The organism is Planomonospora algeriensis (assembly GCF_977012225.1).
Genome location: NZ_CDRNDK010000081.1, coordinates 1 through 18746 on the forward strand (window position 1 = coordinate 1; position 18746 = coordinate 18746).

At 72.6% G+C, this 18746-nt stretch carries 18 protein-coding genes; 10 read left to right on the forward strand and 8 right to left on the reverse strand.

Annotated elements, in window-relative coordinates:
• Window positions 1–230 precede the first annotated feature (230 nt).
• Window positions 231–1655 carry an ATP-binding protein gene (locus ACWJ6R_RS11655; RefSeq protein WP_449062231.1) on the reverse strand — a complete coding sequence of 475 codons (1425 nt, stop codon included), beginning with the start codon at window positions 1653–1655 and terminating at the stop codon, window positions 231–233.
• A 271-nt stretch (window positions 1656–1926) separates the two neighbouring features.
• Between ACWJ6R_RS11655 and ACWJ6R_RS11660 the strand changes: the two genes are divergently transcribed.
• Window positions 1927–3498, forward strand: coding sequence for a methyl-accepting chemotaxis protein (locus ACWJ6R_RS11660; protein WP_449062232.1), 1572 nt, complete (start codon window positions 1927–1929; stop codon window positions 3496–3498).
• Window positions 3499–3544: 46 nt separating this feature from the next.
• On the opposite strand, the gene ACWJ6R_RS11665 is transcribed toward ACWJ6R_RS11660, so the two are convergent.
• The 3 genes from ACWJ6R_RS11665 to ACWJ6R_RS11675 form a co-directional block, all read right to left on the reverse strand.
• The gene (locus ACWJ6R_RS11665) at window positions 3545–5197 is read right to left on the reverse strand and encodes a phospho-sugar mutase (protein ID WP_449062233.1); all 1653 of its coding nucleotides are present in this window, start codon (window positions 5195–5197) and stop codon (window positions 3545–3547) included.
• Window positions 5198–5290: 93 nt separating this feature from the next.
• Window positions 5291–6094, reverse strand: coding sequence for a purine-nucleoside phosphorylase (locus tag ACWJ6R_RS11670; protein ID WP_449062234.1), 804 nt, complete (start codon window positions 6092–6094; stop codon window positions 5291–5293).
• A 168-nt stretch (window positions 6095–6262) separates the two neighbouring features.
• A complete protein-coding gene (locus tag ACWJ6R_RS11675) occupies window positions 6263–6727 on the reverse strand; it encodes a gamma-glutamylcyclotransferase (protein WP_068896744.1) in 465 nt (154 codons plus the stop codon).
• A 142-nt stretch (window positions 6728–6869) separates the two neighbouring features.
• Between ACWJ6R_RS11675 and ACWJ6R_RS11680 the strand changes: the two genes are divergently transcribed.
• Window positions 6870–8264: an NAD(P)H-quinone dehydrogenase gene (locus ACWJ6R_RS11680; protein ID WP_449062235.1), complete on the forward strand. Its 1395-nt coding sequence runs from the start codon at window positions 6870–6872 to the stop codon at window positions 8262–8264.
• A gap of 24 nt (window positions 8265–8288) precedes the next feature.
• On the opposite strand, the gene ACWJ6R_RS11685 is transcribed toward ACWJ6R_RS11680, so the two are convergent.
• Window positions 8289–9521 carry a pentapeptide repeat-containing protein gene (locus ACWJ6R_RS11685; protein WP_449062236.1) on the reverse strand — a complete coding sequence of 411 codons (1233 nt, stop codon included), beginning with the start codon at window positions 9519–9521 and terminating at the stop codon, window positions 8289–8291.
• A gap of 327 nt (window positions 9522–9848) precedes the next feature.
• Window positions 9849–10283, reverse strand: a complete 435-nt coding sequence (locus tag ACWJ6R_RS11690; RefSeq protein ID WP_449062237.1) for a beta-galactosidase trimerization domain-containing protein — start codon at window positions 10281–10283, stop codon at window positions 9849–9851.
• A gap of 155 nt (window positions 10284–10438) precedes the next feature.
• Between ACWJ6R_RS11690 and ACWJ6R_RS11695 the strand changes: the two genes are divergently transcribed.
• From ACWJ6R_RS11695 to ACWJ6R_RS11720, 6 genes are all read left to right on the forward strand, one after another.
• Window positions 10439–10687: a hypothetical protein gene (locus tag ACWJ6R_RS11695; protein ID WP_449062238.1), complete on the forward strand. Its 249-nt coding sequence runs from the start codon at window positions 10439–10441 to the stop codon at window positions 10685–10687.
• Between the two features lie 5 nt (window positions 10688–10692).
• Window positions 10693–10935, forward strand: a complete 243-nt coding sequence (locus tag ACWJ6R_RS11700; protein WP_449062239.1) for a hypothetical protein — start codon at window positions 10693–10695, stop codon at window positions 10933–10935.
• Complete coding sequence (locus tag ACWJ6R_RS11705; protein ID WP_449062240.1) at window positions 10932–11486, forward strand: hypothetical protein; 555 nt, start codon at window positions 10932–10934, stop codon at window positions 11484–11486. Before ACWJ6R_RS11700 ends, ACWJ6R_RS11705 begins: the two co-directional genes overlap by 4 nt.
• A complete protein-coding gene (locus ACWJ6R_RS11710) occupies window positions 11483–11704 on the forward strand; it encodes a hypothetical protein (protein ID WP_449062241.1) in 222 nt (73 codons plus the stop codon). The genes ACWJ6R_RS11705 and ACWJ6R_RS11710 overlap by 4 nt, the downstream gene beginning before the upstream one ends.
• Window positions 11697–12851: a tyrosine-type recombinase/integrase gene (locus ACWJ6R_RS11715; protein ID WP_449062242.1), complete on the forward strand. Its 1155-nt coding sequence runs from the start codon at window positions 11697–11699 to the stop codon at window positions 12849–12851. The genes ACWJ6R_RS11710 and ACWJ6R_RS11715 overlap by 8 nt, the downstream gene beginning before the upstream one ends.
• A gap of 70 nt (window positions 12852–12921) precedes the next feature.
• Complete coding sequence (locus tag ACWJ6R_RS11720; RefSeq protein WP_449062243.1) at window positions 12922–13200, forward strand: hypothetical protein; 279 nt, start codon at window positions 12922–12924, stop codon at window positions 13198–13200.
• Window positions 13201–13430: 230 nt separating this feature from the next.
• Here the strand turns inward: ACWJ6R_RS11720 and ACWJ6R_RS11725 are convergent, their stop codons facing one another.
• Together ACWJ6R_RS11725 and ACWJ6R_RS11730 are read right to left on the reverse strand one after the other, a co-directional pair.
• Window positions 13431–17333, reverse strand: a complete 3903-nt coding sequence (locus ACWJ6R_RS11725) for a tetratricopeptide repeat protein (protein WP_449062244.1) — start codon at window positions 17331–17333, stop codon at window positions 13431–13433.
• Between the two features lie 152 nt (window positions 17334–17485).
• Complete coding sequence (locus tag ACWJ6R_RS11730; RefSeq protein WP_449062245.1) at window positions 17486–17863, reverse strand: hypothetical protein; 378 nt, start codon at window positions 17861–17863, stop codon at window positions 17486–17488.
• 101 nt (window positions 17864–17964) lie between these two features.
• On the opposite strand from ACWJ6R_RS11730, the gene ACWJ6R_RS11735 reads away from it, so the two are divergent.
• Both ACWJ6R_RS11735 and ACWJ6R_RS11740 read left to right on the forward strand, forming a co-directional pair.
• Window positions 17965–18144: a hypothetical protein gene (locus ACWJ6R_RS11735; protein WP_449062246.1), complete on the forward strand. Its 180-nt coding sequence runs from the start codon at window positions 17965–17967 to the stop codon at window positions 18142–18144.
• Window positions 18141–18455, forward strand: a complete 315-nt coding sequence (locus ACWJ6R_RS11740; RefSeq protein WP_449062247.1) for a hypothetical protein — start codon at window positions 18141–18143, stop codon at window positions 18453–18455. Before ACWJ6R_RS11735 ends, ACWJ6R_RS11740 begins: the two co-directional genes overlap by 4 nt.
• Window positions 18456–18746 lie beyond the last annotated feature (291 nt).

Below are 18746 nucleotides of genomic sequence, written 5' to 3' on the forward strand. Positions count from 1 at the left end.
CGGGCTGGGAGCCCGGTGACTCCGGGCCCGGAGCGGGAGCCGCCGGTGGGACCGGTGCGGGGTCCGCGGCGGCGCGGGTCACCTGGGCGCCGAGCGCGCTGATCGCACTGGGCGTCGCCCTGGCCCTGCTGGTGGCAGCCTTCCTGACCTGAGCCTTCGCGTCCCGGCACACCTTGAGCCCACGCGCCGGTAGGACCTGAGCCCGTACGGCACGGCCGGGGCGGGCGGGGTCAGGGCGGTCCGGGACGCCAGGCGGCGACGAGGTCCTCCGGGGTGACCAGGGTGACCTCCGCCGTCGCCGAGCCGCTCCGGGAGACGGCGAGCAGCGGTGTGCCGGGGGCCGCGCCGGGCATCCGGGAGCGGCGGACGATGAGCGTGTCCAGGTCGCCCCGCTCGAAGGGCCGGTCCTCCCGCCACGTGACCGAGCCGAGCAGGGTCACCGTACGTCCGACAGGTTCGCGGTCCGTCCCCACGATGTCGATCTCCGGGTCGTCGGTGCGGGTCCAGTAACCGCCGATCGCGCCGGTCCCCCCGGGAAGCCCGCCCATCCGCCGCAACGACTGCCGGACCAGGGGCTTGACGGCCGCCTCGCGCCAGGCGTCCCATGAGCGCAGGAGGCGGGCGAGGGCGAGGTCGCCCCGGTCCCGTTCGATCTCCGCCAGTCCTGGGCCGACGAAGGCCAGCCAGAAGCGCAGGTGCGCGTCGGTGACGTGGTACCGGGTCTCACGCGACGGACGGGTGGAGAGCGGGGTCGCGGCGGTGACCAGCCGCCGCTCCACGAGGGACTGCAACGCCCGGTTGAGCGAGGCCCTGGGCACCCCCGGCACGGCGCGGCCGATCGCGGAGTGGGTGCGGTGCCCGGCGCCGACGGCGTTCAGGACGCTCCGGGCCTGCGTGCCCGGCGGCGCCTCGGCGGCCAGGACGCGCTCCCCGGTGACCACCAGGGGCGAGGCGGGGTCGGCCAGGGCCTGCCGGAGGTGCTCGCGCACGGGCAGCCCCGGCGGCCACTCCCGGCAGATCAGCGGCAGGCCGCCGGAGACCAGCCGGGCGTCGACCGCCTCGGCGGCGGGCAGTCCCGTCGCGTCCGCCACGTCCGCCGGGGTGAGGGGGTGGACGACCAGCTCGGTGGCGCGCATGGCGAAGGGCCGGCCCGGCCGGTTCACCGCCTCCATGACCTCCAGGTCCGAACCGACGAGGACGAGCAGCGCGGGGCGGCGGGACAGCTCCCGGGCGAACAGCGCCTGCAGCACGCCCTCCAGTTCGGGGGAGGCAGCCAGCAGTACGGGGAGCCCGTCGAGCACGATGACGCTGGGCGACTCCTGGGGGACGGCCACCGCCAGGAGCCGGAGTGCGTCCTCCCACGATCCGGCGGGCCGCTCCGCCAGGATCCGGGCGCCGGGGAGGCCGGACGCGGCTCCCTCGGCGAGCAGCCCCGCCACCTGTTCGGCCTCCGTGCCCGGGACGGCGGTGTAGAAGACGCAGGGCACGCCCGCGCGCCGGACGAACTCCTCCACCAACCGGGACTTGCCGACGCCGCGGCGGCCGCGCATCAGGACCGCCCGGCCCGGACGGCCGGCCCGGCCGCCTGTCGCGACCTTGCCCAGCAGGCGCTCCAGCTTGGACAATTCATGCTCTCTGCCGATGAACCGGGCCATCGCTCTCCGAGAGTCTCATCGATGAGAGTCTCAGCTTTGAGACTCTTCCCTCCGGTATTCCCCTGCTTGATGTCCTCAGCGGTGGGAGAACCGGAGATGGAGGTCTGCAGGCCGACTCTTTCCGGACCGAGAAGACCGCGCACCGCCGTGCCCGTCCGGCGTCGCCTGCCGGGAGCGCGGGCCGGGCGGGTCCCGTCCCGGAGCGGAATGCTCAGCCCGGCCGGTGCGGAGCCGATGGGGCGGATATCCCGCCGACCCCTTGGAGGAAGCCATGGCGGCACGAGTGGCGAATCTCAGCGTCACACAGCGGCTGGCGCTGATCTTCACCGCGGGGGCGGTCACGGTCGGCGGCGTCGTCGGCATCGGCATGCACTCCCAGAGCCGGCTGACCGACGACGCCGACCGGCTGCGGGGCATGGAGCACGCCAAGGCGATCCTCAACCACCTCGACACCCGCGAGGCCGAGCTCAAGGTCGACGCCTACCGGGCGATCAGCGAGCAGGACCTGAGCGATGTGCGCGCCGACCTGCCCGAAGACGTGGCGTCGGTGAACCGGGCCGTGGCGGACCTGGACGCCCTGGCCCTGCCGGAGCGGGTGCGGGAGCGGCTGGAGGAGGTGCGCCCCGACATCGAGGAGTTCAACGCCTTCGTGTCGTCGTTCGTGGCCGACGCCGGACGCGACCGGGCCGCCGTGCGCGGGCGCGAGCAGCAGATCGCCGAGCGCAACAGCGTGGTGGACGACAAGCTGGAGGCGGTGCACGCCGGGGTGGACGCCGCGATCGAGGCCGCCCGCGCCGAGATGGACGCCTCCGTCGCGCAGACCCGCCTGATCTCCCTGCTGGTGGGGATCGGCGGCGTGCTGCTGCTGGTGGCGCTCTGCGTCCCGCTGGGGCGCTCCATCTCCCGGCCGGTGCGCCGCATCGGCCAGGTCCTGGCCGCGGTGGCCGAGGGCGACCTCACCCCGCGCGCCGACGTGGCCTCCCGTGACGAGCTCGGCCGGATGGCCCAGGCGCTGAACCGGGCGATCGAGCACATGCGCGTCGCCGTACGCACCATCGACGCCTCCGTGGACGGTCTGGCCTCCGCCTCCGGGGAACTGACCGTCACCAGCCGCCGGATCGCCGCCGGAGCCGAGGAGGCCAGCGCCCAGATCGGCGCGGTCGCCGCCGTCGCCCGGCAGGTCTCCGGCGACGTGCACTCCGTCGCGGCCGGATCGGAGCAGATGAGCGCGGCGATCGGGGAGATCGCGCAGAGCGCCGGCCAGGCGGTCGGGGTGGCCTCACAGGCCGTCACCGTGGCCACCTCCACCAACGAGACCGTCGCCAGGCTCGGCGCCTCGTCGGCGGAGATCGGCTCGGTCATCAAGACGATCACGTCCATCGCCGAGCAGACCAAGCTGCTGGCCCTCAATGCCACCATCGAGGCGGCCCGCGCCGGGGACGCCGGCAAGGGCTTCGCCGTGGTCGCCGGCGAGGTCAAGGACCTGGCGCAGGAGACCGCCAAGGCCACCGAGGACATCGCCCGCCGCGTCGAGGCCATCCAGGCCGACACCGGCGACGCGGTGGCGGCGATCAGCGAGATCAGCGGGATCATCGCCCGCATCAACGGCTACCAGCTGGCCATCGCCGGCGCGGTGGAGGAGCAGACCGCCGCCTCCGGGGAGATGAACCGGGGCGTGGTCCAGGCGGCCTCCGGCACCGAGCGGATCGCCGAGACCGTCTCGGAGGTGGTCGGCGCGGTCCGGCTCACCAGCAGCGGCGTGACCGAGGCCCGGCGCGCCGCCGAGGACCTCGCCCGCATGTCGGCCGACCTGCGGACGCTGGTCGACCGGTTCCGCGTCTGATCGGAGGCGGACCGCGAGCGGGCGCGACCGGCAGCCCGGGAGCCCGTCAAAGACCCAGCGCCGCGGACAGGTCGGCGGTCAACGCGCCCAGCTCCCGTACGGCCTGCGCCCGGGCGTCGGCGACCTCGCCGGTCACCGGTACGACGGTCTCCAGGTAGCACTTGAGCTTGGGCTCCGTCCCCGAGGGCCGGACCACGACACGGGCGCCGCCCGCCAGGCGGTAGCGGATGCCGTCGGTGGGCGGCAGGTCCGCCGAGCCCAGGCTCAGGTCCTCGGCCGACTCGACCTTGCGGCCGCCGAGCTCCACCGGCGGGGCGGCGCGCAGGCGGGACATGGCCCCCGCGATCAGCGACAGGTCGTTCACCCGGACCGAGAGCTGGGAGGTGGCGTGCAGGCCGTACCGGCGGGCCTGGTCGTCGAGGAGGTCGAGCAGGGTGCGGCCGTCGCGCTTGGCCCGGGCGGCGAGGCCGGCGACGGTCAGGGCCGCGCCGATGCCGTCCTTGTCGCGGACGGGCAGGCCGCCGTCGGAGCCGACGCTGTAGCCCAGCGCCTCCTCGTAGCCGTAGACCAGGTTCCCGCGCCCGCCCCCGGCCTTCATGATCCATTTGAAGCCGGTGAGGGTCTCGGCGTAGTCCACGCCGTGCTCGGCGGCGATCTTCCCGAGCATGGAGGAGGAGACGATGGTGGTGGCGACCAGGCGGCCGGCGCCGGAGGTGTGCCGGATGACGTGCTCGCCGAGGAGGGCGCCGACCTCGTCGCCGGTGAGCATCCGGTAGCCGCCCTGCGGCAGGGGCACGCCCACGGCGCAGCGGTCCGCGTCGGGGTCGTTGGCCAGCACGAGGTCCGCGCCGATCCGCTCGGCGAGCTCCAGGGCGAGGTCCATCGCGCCGGGCTCCTCCGGGTTGGGGAACGCGACGGTCGGGAAGTCGGGGTCCGGGTCGGCCTGGGCCTCGACGGTCACCGGGCTCGGGAACCCGGCGGCCAGGAAGGCGGAGGTGAGCGTGACGCCGCCGACGCCGTGCAGGGGCGTGTAGGCGACCTTCAGCTCGCGGGCGTCGCCGAGCGGGAGCAGGGTCACCGCGTCCAGGTAGGCGGCCACGATCTCCTCGCCGAGGTCGGTCCACCCCGGGTCGCCGGGGGAGCCCAGGGGCAGTGAGGAGACGGGGCCGACGGCGTCGATGGCGGCGGAGATGCCCGCGTCGATCGGCGGCACGATCTGGGAGCCGTCGCCCCAGTAGACCTTGTAGCCGTTGTCCCGGGGCGGGTTGTGGCTGGCGGTGACGGTCACGCCCGCGTCGGCGCCGAGGTGGCGGACGGCGAAGGCCAGCACCGGGGTGGGCAGGGGGGCCGGGAGCAGCGAGGCCCGCAGCCCGGCGCCGGTCAGCACGGCGGCGGTGTCGCGGGCGAAGACGTCGGAGTTGTGCCGGGCGTCGTAGCCGATCACCACGTGCCGGTCCGGGCCGAGGACCGCGGCCAGCCCGGCGGCGGCGCGCATGACGGTGACCCGGTTCATCCGGTTGGGGCCGGCGCCCAGCTCGCCGCGGAGACCGGCGGTGCCGAACTCCAGCTTGGCGCCGAAGCGCTCGCGCAGCGCCGCCTCGTCCCCCTCGTCGAGGAGCTCCCGGAGCTCCTCCCGGGTCCGCGGGTCCGGGTCCTGGGCCAGCCAGTCCTGGGCGAGCCGTACCAGATCGCTGCTCATGATCACCTCACGCTCCGGGCGGGGAGGGCGTGTCCCCGCCGGTTTCCCCTGCCGGCCCCGCGGTCCCGCTCCGGGGACCCGCGGGGCCGGGCGCTACAACTTGTTGACGATCCCGGCGAGCAGGACCCCCATGCGGGCCGCGGTGGTGCGGCCGACCTGGAGCACCTCCTCGTGGTTCAGCGGCTTGCCGACCAGGCCCGCCCCCGGGTTGGTGACCAGGGAGATGCCGAGCACCTCGGCGCCGGCCTCGCGGGCCGCGACGGCCTCCAGCACGGTGGACATGCCGACCATGTCGCCGCCGAGGATCCGGCACATCTGGATCTCGGCGGGGGTCTCGTAGGTCGGGCCGCGGAAGGCGACGTAGACGCCCTCGGTCATGGTGGGCTCGACCCCGCGGACCAGGTCGCGCAGGCGCCGGGAGTAGACCTCGGTGAGGTCGACGAATTTCGCGCCGGTGATCGGGCTGGCGCCGGTCAGGTTGATGTGGTCGCTGATCAGCACCGCCTCGCCGACCTCCTGGGTCTCCGGGCGCAGGCCGCCGGCGGCGTTGGTCAGCACGACCGTGCGGGCCCCGGCCCGTACGGCGGTGCGCACGCCGTGCACGACGGGGTCGACGCCCCGGCCCTCGTAGAGGTGGGTGCGGCCCAGGAAGATCAGCGCGTTCTTGCCCGACTCGGTCCGCACGGCGCGGACCTTGCCCGCGTGGCCGGCCACGGCGGGCGGTGCGAAACCGGGCAGGTCGGTCACCGGGATCTCGGCGACGGTCTCACCGATCGCGTCGGCGGCCGGGACCCAGCCCGACCCCATCACCAGCGCGACGTCGAAGGACTCGACTCCGGTGGCGCTCCGCAGTGCGGTCGCGGCGTCCGTGGCGAGTGCGTAAGGGTCATTGGTCACCTCACCGAGCGTACTCGCCGGGCCGTCCGGGCCATGACTCCGGCGGTCGCGACCCGCCGCCGCCGCCGCCGCCGGACCTGTGGACCTGCGGGCCTCCGGCGGATCCGCAGCCGATCCCGTCGGCGGGCTCCGGCGGCCCGTCGCGGGAGCGGCCACCGGCCGCAGGGGTCAGCCGCCGAAGGAGGTGCAGGGGCGGTTGCGCAGCGCCTTGACGTAGTCGTCGGGGGCGCCGGCCTTCTCGGCGGCGTCGGACAGGATGCCGAGATAGCGCGCCGAGGGCAGGCCGCCCTCGTAGCCGTCGAGCACGTAGAACCAGGCCACGACCTCGCCGTCCAGGGTCTGCACGCGCAGCCGTACCTTGTGGTAGAGGCCGCGGGTGGCGCCCTCCCACTGGTCGAGGGAGGTCTCGTCCCACTCCGGGACGTCGTAGAGGACGACGAAGACGTGCTCGTCGGGATCCTCGACGATGGTGGCGAGCGCGCCGTCGAGCGCGCCCTCGCGGCTGAGGTCGTCCCCGCCGAACGTCAGGCGCCAGCCCTGCAGCCAGCCCGACCCCCGGACGGGGGAGTGCGGGGCCCGCTGGGCCATCTGCTCGGGGTCCATGTTGCTGCCGTAGGCGGCGTAGACAGGCACGGTGCCCAAGACTAATCCAAGATCGCCCGCCTGCCCCTCCCGCCGCGTCATGTCGTCGATTTCCCCGGAGGGCAAGGGCTTTCCGCGGTTTCCGAGGGGGACCCGAGCGGTTGTTGGTCCGGGGATGCGGGAGAATGGGGTAGTGACAAGGATCGTGATCATCGGTGGCGGACCCGGCGGATACGAGGCGGCACTGGTGGCGGCGCAGCTGGGTGCGCAGGTCACCGTGGTCGAGCAGGACGGGCCGGGGGGCGCCTGCGTGCTCACCGACTGCGTGCCCTCCAAGACCCTGATCGCGACCTCCGCGCGCAAGCAGGCGCTGCTCGACGCCGCCGCGCTGGGCGTGCACTACACCGGGGGCCCCGACGGCGACGTGGGGAGCCCCGTCGCCGACATGCCGCTGGTCAACCGGCGGGTGAAGGAGCTGGCCCGGGCGCAGTCCGCCGACATCGCGGCGCGGCTCGCCGCCGAGGGCGTCGAGGTGGTCCGGGCCCCCGGGCGGCTGGTGGACCCGCAGGTGGTCAGGGCCGGCGACCGGACGATCCGGGCCGACGTGGTCATCGTGGCGACCGGCGCGACCCCGCGCATCCTGCCGACCGCCGAGCCCGACGGGGAGCGCATCCTCACCTGGCGGCAGATGTACGACCTGGAGGAGCTGCCCGAGCACCTCATCGTGGTCGGCTCCGGCGTCACCGGCGCGGAGTTCGCCGGCGCCTACCGCTCGCTCGGCTCCGAGGTCACCCTCGTCTCGTCGCGCGACCGGATGATGCCGAACGAGGACGCCGACGCCGCCGAGGTCCTGGAGGAGGTCTACCGGCGCCGCGGGATGAACGTCATGGGACGGTCCCGCGCCGAGTCGGTCAAGCGCACCCCCGACGGCGTGGTCGTCACCCTGGAGGACGGCCGGACCGCCGAGGGCAGCCACTGCCTGATGACGGTCGGCATGATCCCCAACACCGCCGGGATCGGCCTGGAGGAGGCCGGGGTCACCCTCGACCGGGGCGGGTTCATCCAGGTGGACAAGGTCTCCCGCACCTCGGCGCCGGGCGTCTACGCGGCCGGCGACTGCACCGGGGTGCTGATGCTCGCCTCCGTCGCCGCGATGCAGGGCCGGATCGCCGTCTGGCACGCCCTCGGCGAGGCCGTGCAGCCGCTCCGCCTGGCCACCGTGGCCTCCAACATCTTCACCGACCCCGAGATCGCCGCGGTCGGCATCGCGCAGAAGGCGATCGAGTCCGGCGAGATCCAGGCCAACGTGGTCAAGCTCCCGCTGGCCACCAACGCCCGCGCGAAGATGCAGGGCTTCCACGACGGCTTCGTGAAGCTGTTCTGCCGCCCCAACACCGGCATCATCCTCGGCGGCGTCGTGGTCGCCCCGCGTGCCTCCGAGCTGATCCTGGCGGTCTCGGTCGCGGTGCAGCAGCGGCTCACCGTGGACCAGCTCGCGCACACCTTCGCGGTCTACCCCTCGCTGTCCGGGTCCGTCACCGAGGCGGCCCGCCGCCTGATGCAGCCGATGACCCCCAGCGGCATCTGACCTCGGGCCCTTCTCCGGCCCGCCTCAGCGGACGCGGCCGCGGAGCCGTCCCAGGGCGTTGCGGCCGTCCTGCACGGCCCGTGCCACGACGTGCAGGTCCTGCTCGCGCCTGGCCATGACCAGGGCGTTCTTGGCGGCCTCGTAGGCGTCCAGGGCGTGCCGCCAGTCCTGGTCGGCGGTCATCCCGCCGCGCCCGCTGATCTGGAACTCGTAGTCGAGCCGGTCGATCTCCTCACCGAGCCGGGTGATGTCCTCCTCCGCGCCGCGGCGCATGAGGGCGAACCGGGCGTTGCGCCGGGTCCGCCGCTGCGCGCTGACGCCCCAGGCCACCACGGTGACCGCCAGGCCCACCGCGCTGAGCACCACCATGACGAGCCCCACGGAGACCCCGCCGCGCTCGTCCGGCGCCGCGGCCGTGGACGGCTCGTCCTCCGGCGACTCCTGACCGCCCAGGGGGAGCGAGGTGGGGAAGGAGGTCGGCAGGCCGGCGAGGCCGGTGGGGGTGCCCTTGGCGCCCTTGAGGTCGGCGTCGTCGGCCATGGTGAAGGACGCCTGCTCGATCGTCGCCCCGGTGAAGTCCGCTCCGGCGAGCTCGGCCATGGTGAACTCGGCCTCGGTCAGGTCGGCGTCGACGAAGACGGCGTTGCGCAGGTTGGCCTGGGTCAGCGGGGCCTCGCGGAGCTTGGCCCGGGTGAAGTCGGCCTTGCGGGCCTTGAGCTGGCCGGGGGTGCTCTCGCTGAGGTCGGCGCCGACGAGCTTGGCGCTGGTGAACTCCACCTGGGTCAGCACGGCCCGGGTCAGCTTCGCCCCGGACAGGTCCGCGTAGGGGAACTCGGCCTGTCCGGCCTCGGCGTCGATGAGGATCGCGTCGCGCAGGTCGGCGCGGTCGCCCTTGACCTGGCCCAGGTCGGCCTCGGTCAGGTCCGCGCCGCGCAGGTCGGCGTACTTCAGCGTCGCCTGGGTGAGGTCGGCCTCCTTGAGCGAGGCGTCGCGCAGGATCGCCCCGGTCAGGTCCTTCTGCGTCAGCTCCTGGCCGTCCAGCTTGGCGCCGGTCAGGTCGGCGCAGCGCAGGCTGGCGGGGAGCTGGGCGCCCCGGGTGAAGTCCCGGCCGCGCAGGTTCGGGCCCTGACCGGGCCGGCACGGCCCGGCTGAGACGCGTGTTTGGTCCTGGGCGGATACGGCCTGGGCAGGTGAAATCACCAGCCCAGGCGCCGCGATGACCGCGGCGGTGAGGGCAAGGCAGAGAGAACGACGCATGGGAGCCTCCTTCGACGACAGCTCCGAGCGTGCCTACTGCCTGTTGCAGACCGCTGGACACCCGCTTGATCCGTTCAGAGAACCTCAGCGGTTCTCTTTCCCTGTTCCTGCTTCACAGACCCGTGCCCCCGGTCACCCAAGGGTCTTACCTGTCTCCACAGGCGTTTCACGTCTCCTCAGGGGGGAACTTCCGGGCGACGTCACACTGACTTGATCTTCTGCTCCGGTTTGGTTCTCACCGGTGCGATCAAGCACGGCTTATCATAACCGGTGAACACTGATCGATGCGGATGAAATCAGGAACGGCTCTCAACCCGGATACCCGCCTCAGCGAGGCACCCGGACCACCGCGTACCCTCCCGGGGGCAGCAGCAGGTTACCGGGAACCGCCTGCTCCCGGTCGCCGTGGTTGACGGAGAAAACCCAGTCGCCGCGCCGTACCGACTCGACGGGGGCTTCGGGGCCGAGGCCGAGCAGGCGGGCGTAGGCGGCGTCGTCCAGCCGGGTGGAGACGTAGACGGCCTGGCCGCGGCGGGTGACCGCGGGAGTGCCGTCCGGGTAGCGGGCCAGGGCCTCGGCCCCGGCCAGGTGGACGTGCTCGGTCCACAGCGTCGCGGTGGCGCCGTCGTCGAGCGTCACCGGGTCCGCGATCGGCAGGAACTCCTCGACCCGGACGCCGAGCAGGTCGCGCAGCGCCCCGGGGTAGCCGCCGGTCCGGATCCGGGCGTGCTCGTCGGCGATCCCGCTGAGGAAGGAGACCACCAGCGGCGGCCGCCGCCGGCGGCTTCCCGCACTGGCGCGTCACCCCGACGTGGCAGGCCGAACCCGAGCACGTCCGCGCCCGCGAGATCGCCCGCCAGCACCGCGAGGCCCACCTGCTGCGGGAAGCGTCCGAGGCCGCGCACGGCCAGGAGCATGTGTCCATCACCCCGCCGCTCCGCCCCGCCTACGCCGACATCGCGGCCTACACGGCCGACCTCGACGTACGGCACGCCCTCCACCACGCCGCCCAACACACGAATGCGCTCCGCCGCTTCACGTCCGCTGACGACCGGATCGTCTGCGTGTTCGGCGGCACCGACCCGGCCGCCGCCGCCGTAGCGTTCACCGCCGAAGCCATCACCATCGTCCCCGCCGGGTGGACCCTCAGCACCGAAGGAAGGTAACCCCCATGACCAGCCCCCGAAAGCCGACCCCCGGGCAGCGCCGCCTCCTGCAGCGCATCACCGCCGACACCGTCTACGTCTACCGTGACCCCGCCCGGCCCGGCTCCGGCATCACCCAGGCCACCCTGACCGCGGTCAGCTCCGCTGGATGGGTCGTCCTCGGCGACTACCAGCCGCTGAAGGGCCGCCCCCTGGCCCTCACCGACGCCGGCCGCGCCCTCCTCGACCCGGCGGAGGAGGGCCAGTGACCCGGCCGTACTACATTGACGACCCGCTCGTGGACCGGGCCGCGCACCGGCCCGGCATGGAGCTCGAGCCGGTCGCGTCCGCCCGCGCCGGCCGCGACCAGTACATCGGCACCTGCTCATGCGGGCAGATGCACCCCACCCTGCCGTGGGACGACTACGCCGTGCTCGAGGCGTTCGACTGGCACATGGGCGACGTACAGGAACAGGCCCACCGGGCGGCCCGCGCCGCCTGTCGGGAACGCAACGGCGGCCACCGGTGGGTGCTGGAGTGCGAGCCCGGCGAAGCGCCGTCCCTGCGCTGCGCGGACCCGGCGTGCTCGGACGCGACGGACGACCTGCCCGCCGACTGGGGCGACCTGCTGACCGGCGACCTCCTCGCATACGGCGTGCCCGTCCTGGTCGAGAACAGCCGGCACTACGCGCCCGTGGCCGTGAGCATCCCCGTCACGCTCGAGATCGAGCACGATGTCCGCCCCGCCGGACCCCACGGCCCGGCCGAAGTGCGTAGCGTGTTCATCCACCTCACCAACCGGCCCCAGGAGCAGCAGTGAGCCAGGAGAAGCAGGAGAAGACCGCCCGCGTCGACAAGAACCTGCGGATGCTGAACGCGGCCCGGCGCACCGCCCAGGCCCTCGGCGCCGACCCGAACGAGCCGTCCGACGTCGCCTACGAGCTGGACCAGCTCGTCGGGAAGGCGAACCTGACGACGGGGGAGCTGCTGGCGCTCGACGAGATCACCGAAAAGCTGCAGGCGGCCCCCAGTGAGTGACCACCTGCCCGAGACGACCCGGGCGGACAGCGCACCGCTGCCCGCCCGGGTGACGCCCGCCGACCCGCTCAAGAGCCCGTATCACGCCTACCTCGCGTCGCTGAACTCCGCCGAATCCAAGCGCGCCATGCGCGGCTGCCTCGACCGGATCGCCCGCCTGGCCGCCGGCCACGACCCCGCCGGGATCGACCCGGCCACCGGCAAGCCCGACCCGGCCGCCCTCGCCATCACCGGGCAGACGTTCCGCTGGGATCTGCTGCGCTACGAGCACACCATCCAAATCCGTGACCTCATCGCCCGACAGCCCTGGTCGCCCGCGCACCGCAACAAGCACCTGGTCGCCCTGCGGAAAGTCATCGGACAGGCCTGGCAGCTCGGCCTTATGTCGGCCGAGGAACGCGACCGCGCCGTACGGCTCGACCCGTTCACCGGCACCCGGCTGCCCGCCGGCGAGCACCTGCCGATCGAACGGGTCGGCGCGCTGCTCGCCGAGTGCGACGCCGACGCCGCCGGAGACGACGAGATCCTCCGCCGGGCGGGCCTGCGCGACGCCGCGGTCATCGAGACCCTGTACTCGTCCGGGGTACGGCGCGCGGAGCTCGCCGGGCTGGCCCTGGCCGACTACGACCCGGCAGGCCGCTCGCTGAAGGTGCGCGGCAAGCGCGACAAGCAGCGGCTCGTCTACATCACCACGAGTACGGTCGCCCGGATCGAGGCGTGGCTGACGGTCCGCGGCCGCGCCCCTGGCGGCCTGTTCTGCCCGTTCACCCCGCGCGGCGGCCACCTCCGCAAGGATGCTGACGACCGCCTGGCGCACATGGACGGGCAGACGGTCGGCGACATCCTCACCCTGCGCGGCAACCAAGCCGGGGTCGGGCCACAGGCCGCGCACAACTTCCGCCGCACATACGCCGGCGAACTCCTCGACGCTGGTGTGGACCTGGCCACTGCGCAGGCCCTCATGGGGCACGCCTCGCCGGTCACGACCGCCCGCTACGACCGGCGCCCGGAACGGCGCCGCCGCGAGGCCGTCGACCAGCTGCGCACACCACCCGCAGCGCCGCTTCCCGGCGTCGTCCGGAGGCGGGACAGGAAGGCCTCAGGACGGGAAGATGGAAACGGTTCGAGCGGCCGCCCGAACGGCTGAGAGGAGACCTCGCATGCCTCAACCTTCTGGACCGGCCAGACCACTTGACCCTGCGCTCAAGACCACAGCGGTGTGGCCTGCGCTCCTCAACCAGGCCGGGATCTGTGTCCGGTGGGCTGCCGTTGTCGATCCGGCCCGGCTCTCCGTGACCAGCGACTACGAGGCCGCCCAGGAGGAACTGGCCGCCGCGATGAAGGCGGGAGGGTGGGTCGAGATCCGGGAGGCCGTGGCCCGGTTCCAGGCAGCGGTGGACACCTCCACCGAGCCCGCCGACGAGCGGAGCGAGGACGAACTCGCTCTCATCAGCGCCGTGGTAAATCTGCGGACCCTGCTCCTAGAGTTCGGTTAACGCGCCTGACCTGCCGATACGACGTTAACAATCCGATGCTCTAGCTTCTTGCCCCCTACCGGAAAGGAAGGCGGAGCATCATGACGTTCCCCCCGCTCCGCTCGGGCATGCCGAGTGAGACCAGCAGGCCAGATCCTGGGTCTGGGGCTGGCCGCCACCGGCTCCTCGACGTCTGAGCCGCCGGTTCGTCTACATGCTTTGAGGAACGCAGCACCGGGCGGTCAGTCGCGCTAGCGTTTCCGAAGACGGCGTCGCAGAACTGTCGCCTCCTCGGGATGGCCGAGCCGGTCGATGAGATCGGCGAAGGTCTCGTACGCCGAGGAAGCCATGTCGGCGAACGGGTCCGGCCGCAGCCGAGCCAGTTCCTCGAAGACCTTGACCGCCTCGGAGAGCTCGCAGACGGCTCGATCGCAGTGATCGTCCAGATACAGGCACGCCGTGGCGTAGGACCACTGAAGCATCGCCAGCGGCAGCAGATGCTCATCCGGGTCCGTGGCGGCTCGCTGGCGGCGTAGTTCGATGGCCTGGTCGGCGTACAGCAGGACCATCCGGTACTTTTCGAGCTCTCCGCTGAGCTGTACCACGTTCTCGAGTAGCGGCGCCATCTCTACTTGGTCGGCATCCCGGTGAGTCAGCAGGTGAGAGTGCATGTTCTCCACTGCCGTCGTGGCGGCGGTCAGCGCCTCATCGGGACGATCCAGTGCGCTCAAGACGGCGCTGAGCCGATGGTGCGCGACGGCCGCGGAGCGCGCGTACCGGCGCGGATCGGCCTTGGCGAGGTCTGCGAAGCGCCGGGCGGCGTCCCGTGCCGGTGTCAGTGCTTCGGCGTGGCGGTTCAGCGTCAGGAGCGTTTCGGCGAGGTGGTAGCGCGATGCGGCGAGTTCCGGTTCGAACAGCCTCTCGTGAGCCGCCGCGAGAGCGGCGTAACGATCGTCCGTCTCCGCGGCCGCGTGGAGCGCCTCCCGGTACCGCCCGGCCCGGGACGACAGGGAGCGCAGGCTGTCGAACGCCTCGGCGAGCCCTAGGGCACAGGCGCCGGGCTGCGCCGTCTCGGCGCGGAGGTACACGGTCACCGCCTCCTCGATGGCCGCGACAGCCTGTTCGTGCTCGCCCAGTCCGGCCAGCCACCGGCCGTGATTGGCCAGCGAGTCACCCAGACCGGGCAGTGCTGACTCGTCGACCGCGACGAGCTGTCTGTGGATCTGTACCGCGAGGTCGCTCACCTTGACGGCGCGGGCGTGGTCACCGGTCTCGGCGAGCAGCAACGCGTAGTTGCTTACGGCTCCGCCGGCCTCATGGGCGCAGTCATGCCGGTCCGCCCTCAGCAGTTCCCCCCCGTAGTCGACGGCCTCCGCGGACAGGCGCAGCGCCTCGTCCAGCCGGCCCATGCCCCGCAGCAGCATGGCGTTGTTGTTGAGTGCCATGGCGAGCCGGGGCAGGTGTTCCGGTCGGGACCGGCCTTCGGCGAGTGGGCGGAGGAGTCCCACCGCCTCCTCCGCCGCGGCCAGTCCTTCGGCGTACCGGTGGCTCTGCAGGAGAGCTGCGGCCTGGTTATTCAGGGACATGGCCGTATCGGCCGCCCTGACCTCGCCGGTGGCGCCGGTGTGCTCGCGCCACAACCGCAGCGCTTCGCTCAAGTACGACGCGCCGTCGGCCAGCCCCAGCGCGTCGCGAACGTTGCCCAGGTTCTCCAGCGCCGTCGCAAGGTTGTTCCGGTAGGCGGCCGGGCTTGTGGCGGCCAACCGTCGATAAGCAGTCACCGCGAGCTCGGCCGGCTCCAGGGCGTCGCGGGGACGTCCGAGCCCGACCATGAGGGCGGCCGTATTCGCGTAGAGTCCGGCGAGTTGCGGTAGCACGTCGTCGTCGTCGGCGGCGGCGGCGTCGAGACCGCGGGTCACCGACAGGGCTTCGGCGGCGCTTGCGAGTGCCGGCTCCCGCTGCGCCGTTTCCAGCAGAAGTTTTCCGACGGTCAGCAGCGAGTCGGTCAGCCGTACCAGGTGTGTCGGGTGGTCGCTGTCCATTTCGCGTCGTATCTCCACCGCCTCGTTCGCGTACGACACGGCGTCGGCGTGGCGGCCGGCGTTTGCCAGCAGGCGCGCGCAGTGGGTGAGCTGGTCGGCCAGATCCGGCCGGTGAGCGGCGGGATCCCGCTGTGCTCGGACCTTGAGGGTGAACAGGGACATGAGGGCGGGCACCAACGCGTCACTCGAACGGCCGGCGCGAGCCAGAACACGGCTGATCAGGTGTTCGCGATCCCAGGGGTTGTAGAAGATCTCTTCCGTCGCCCCGCTCCCGGCTGCCGCCAGTCGGCCATGTAACGCCATCGCCTCCTCCACCGCGGCCAATGCCTGTTCCGGCCGGTCCAGGACCTCGAGCACCTGCCCGAAGCCGTACAGCGCCTTCACCAACGCGGAGCCGCTCCGCCGCTCGCCGGTGCCGACCAGGGAGCGAACGAGGTCCACGGACTCCTCGGCCAGCGCGAGCGCATGGTCTCCGCGCCCGGAGCCGACCAGGCTGATCGCGAGCAGCCCCAACGACTCGGAGAGGGCGACGCCATGCGCCACCGGGTCGGCAGCGGCGAGTTGCCGGTATATCGCCTGCGCCTGCTCGGCCGCGACGACGGCCTCGGTCCAGCGACCGGCGCACCCCAGACGCCCTGCCAGGACGGTGAACCACTGCGCCCGCTCCGCGGGGTCATGGATCCGGGACAGCCGGTGCTCCGAGATCGCCATGCACAGGATCGCGGCCGCGACGTCGAAGTCCGGGTGCGATCCGGCGGGCAGGATCGCGTAGACGCCTTCCAGAGTCACGACTTCGATGCCGGGCAGCTCCACGAGGTGGCTCAGGGCGGTGCCTCCGGCGTGCAGGGCTAGGTGGGGAGCGGCCGCCAGCAGCGAGGACAGCTTCTCCGCCAGGTGCGGCCAGCGGCGGGCGGCCTCGATCATGGTGCTCACCCCGTGCCGGGTCCACACCGCCGCGCCGTTGTCCTGCCCGGACCGATCGCCCGTGCCGCCGGGCGGGGTCAGCAGGCGTGCGGGCGCCTTCCCCGCCCACGGATCGGCCGCGAAACCGCAGGAATGGCCGGGAGTGAGCAGGGCGATGAAGTCCTCACCCAGCAGGTCGGGATACAACGGCTCCAAGCACGTGACCGTCCGCTGGTCGCTCGATGTGGTCTCGTGCCCCCGCGCCGGACCGGAGGGCGGATAGCACAGAGCGTGGTCTTTCAGCAGTTTCCCGGGATGCTCCCGGGATTCGACCCCGGCCGCTTCCACCGCGGCCAGGGCGTCGTCGTAGCCGAGCCGGCCGGTGACGGTGGCGGTGTAGACGAGCTGTCCCATCACGTCCGGCGAGGTGTTCACGGGGGCCTCGTGCGCGGCTCTGGACATCGCCGTCCACAGATTCCGTTCGCGGTTCAGCAGATAGATCGAGGCCTCCACCGGATCGGCCGGCGCGGTGACGCCCTCCTGACGGGCCAGCACCGCGGCCAGCGCGGCCATGTGCACGCTCAGCACCAGCTCATAACCCTCATGGCGGTCCAGCGCCGGCGGCACGGGCGCTTCCCTGCCCTCGGATGATCCCAGCAGATCGGCGAACCGCTCCCGGGCAGCGGTGAACAGCTCGCGCCGGGACGACGCCGCCTCCTGCTCCAGCGGCGGCAGCTCATACGCGGTAGGGGTCACGCGCAGATCGTGTTGGATGCGGTAGTCCAGACCCTGCCACCAGGTGCCGACCGGACGGGCCAGCAGCAGCACCCGCACCGGCAGCCGCCCGGGAAGACAGGTGTCGCCCAGCAGGGTGAGCAGGTCGGTGGTGTCCCAGCGTTCGGCATAGTCCACCACCACCGCGATCCCGGCGGCGTCTTCGAAGTCGGGCACCTCGAAGGCGTCGGGCGCCGATCGGTCATCGCGGTGGTGTGCGGCCAGCACCGCCCAGCCCTCGTGCTGCCACTGGCCAGCCAGGTGCCCGGCCAGCCTGGTCTTGCCCTGGCCGCCTGGCCCGTGTACCAGGCGGACCGCCATGCCCTCCGTGGTCTGATCCCGCCATGCCCGCAGCTCGGCCTGCGTACGGGGCCGGTCGACGAAGTCGATCGAGGCGTTGGCCGCGAGCAGTAACTCGCTAGGTTTGGATTCCACCCGGGCAGGCTCCTGTGCCTGCCCGGGAGCGGGCCCCCACCGGTACGGTTCCGAGCCCCCGTAAAAGATCACATCCCCGGCCGCTTGGATGATGCGAGCCAGCCCTGTGGCCGTCGCGTGCTGGCTCACATCCTGTGGCCTGGGTACCGGGTTCATTGCTTGTTGATGTCGCGGACGGCCTGGTTGATCTCGCCGTTCCCGCTGGCCTCGGCCCACTGCTGCATGCTGCGCGCCACATCACCGCCGGCGACAGGGCTGCTGTCGGTTCCGTCGTTGCCCGTCATGGGCCGCTGCACCGGCCCCTGGTTGATGTCGCGTCCGGCCTGGTTCACTCGGCCACCGCCGGTTCTGGCCCGTTGCCGCATGCCGCCGCTACCGCTTCGCTGGTCGGCGAACAGTCCGTACGCCGTCGCACCCAGCCCGGCCAGTCCCACGAACAACGCCAGCACGCTGGCCAGCTTGTCCGCCTCGTCCAGCCCCACTCTCGCAAGGTGGACGCCCAGCCCGGCCAAGGCCATCACCGCAACCACGGCCCCGCTCCATACCAGCCCATGTGCGCGCATACCAGCATCATTGATCAACCGGTAAGATCGCGCAACGTGATTGCGTGATAACTCTCTAGGAGCCTCCCGTGACGTCCGGCTACGACGAAGAGCGGCTCGCCCGCCTCGCCCAGATGGCTCAGTCCCCGGAGATCCAGGCCATCGTCAACTCGTGGGGGCCGTTCAGTTCCGAGGAGCTCGCGATGATCCGCCGGGTCTTCGGCAGGAGACCTTCCCTACCAGAACGGTCTCTGCCCCCAGAAGGATGACGTCTCTCCCCAACCGCTGGATCGACAAGCACGAGCTGGCCCAGTACCTCAGCCTCGGCGACTCCGTATCCGGCATCAATCGCAAGGCCGCCTCTGGCGAGTGGCCATCCCGGCTCGTTCTCGGACAGCTGCGGTTTTCTCCCGAGGACGTCGCTGCGATCGAGGAGCTGCTGATCCATCCGGCCATCCGCCGCCGACGGGAGGCCCACCCCCCGCCGCCCGCGAAGAAGCGGCCCTCGGGGTTCGCGGATTTGACCGACCGGCCAATACGCATGCGCCGGGGCGCCGCCCCCTACGGGCAGCGCCGGTAGATCAGGCGGTGGCGCCGCGGCCGTGGACGTCGATCGGTGGCGGCAGCGTCCGAACCCGCTCGCGCAGGTCTCGCACGCTCCCGGTGTCCGTCCCCTCCAGCGCGGCGGAAAGCGCCGTCAGCCGGGCTCGAGCGCAGCCGATCCGCCGGAACCCGCTCCAGCACGCTTAGGGCCCGCGCAGCGGCGTCCCCTGGCTGGCCGGTCGCCTCCGTCTGCGCGAGCACCAGCGTCGCCGCGGCCCAGCCCGGCGTGTCCGGCACGCACACCCCCGCCGAGGCCTCCGCCCGCGCG

Bases quoted from the DNA above. Each gene is read 5' to 3' on its own strand.
- ACWJ6R_RS11655 (WP_449062231.1), bottom strand. From the start codon at position 1,655: ATGGCCCGGTTCATCGGCAGAGAGCATGAATTGTCCAAGCTGGAGCGC.
- ACWJ6R_RS11660 (WP_449062232.1), top strand. From the start codon at position 1,927: ATGGCGGCACGAGTGGCGAATCTCAGCGTCACACAGCGGCTGGCGCTG.
- ACWJ6R_RS11665 (WP_449062233.1), bottom strand. From the start codon at position 5,197: ATGAGCAGCGATCTGGTACGGCTCGCCCAGGACTGGCTGGCCCAGGAC.
- ACWJ6R_RS11685 (WP_449062236.1), bottom strand. From the start codon at position 9,521: ATGCGTCGTTCTCTCTGCCTTGCCCTCACCGCCGCGGTCATCGCGGCG.
- ACWJ6R_RS11700 (WP_449062239.1), top strand. From the start codon at position 10,693: ATGACCAGCCCCCGAAAGCCGACCCCCGGGCAGCGCCGCCTCCTGCAG.
- ACWJ6R_RS11740 (WP_449062247.1), top strand. From the start codon at position 18,141: ATGACGTCTCTCCCCAACCGCTGGATCGACAAGCACGAGCTGGCCCAG.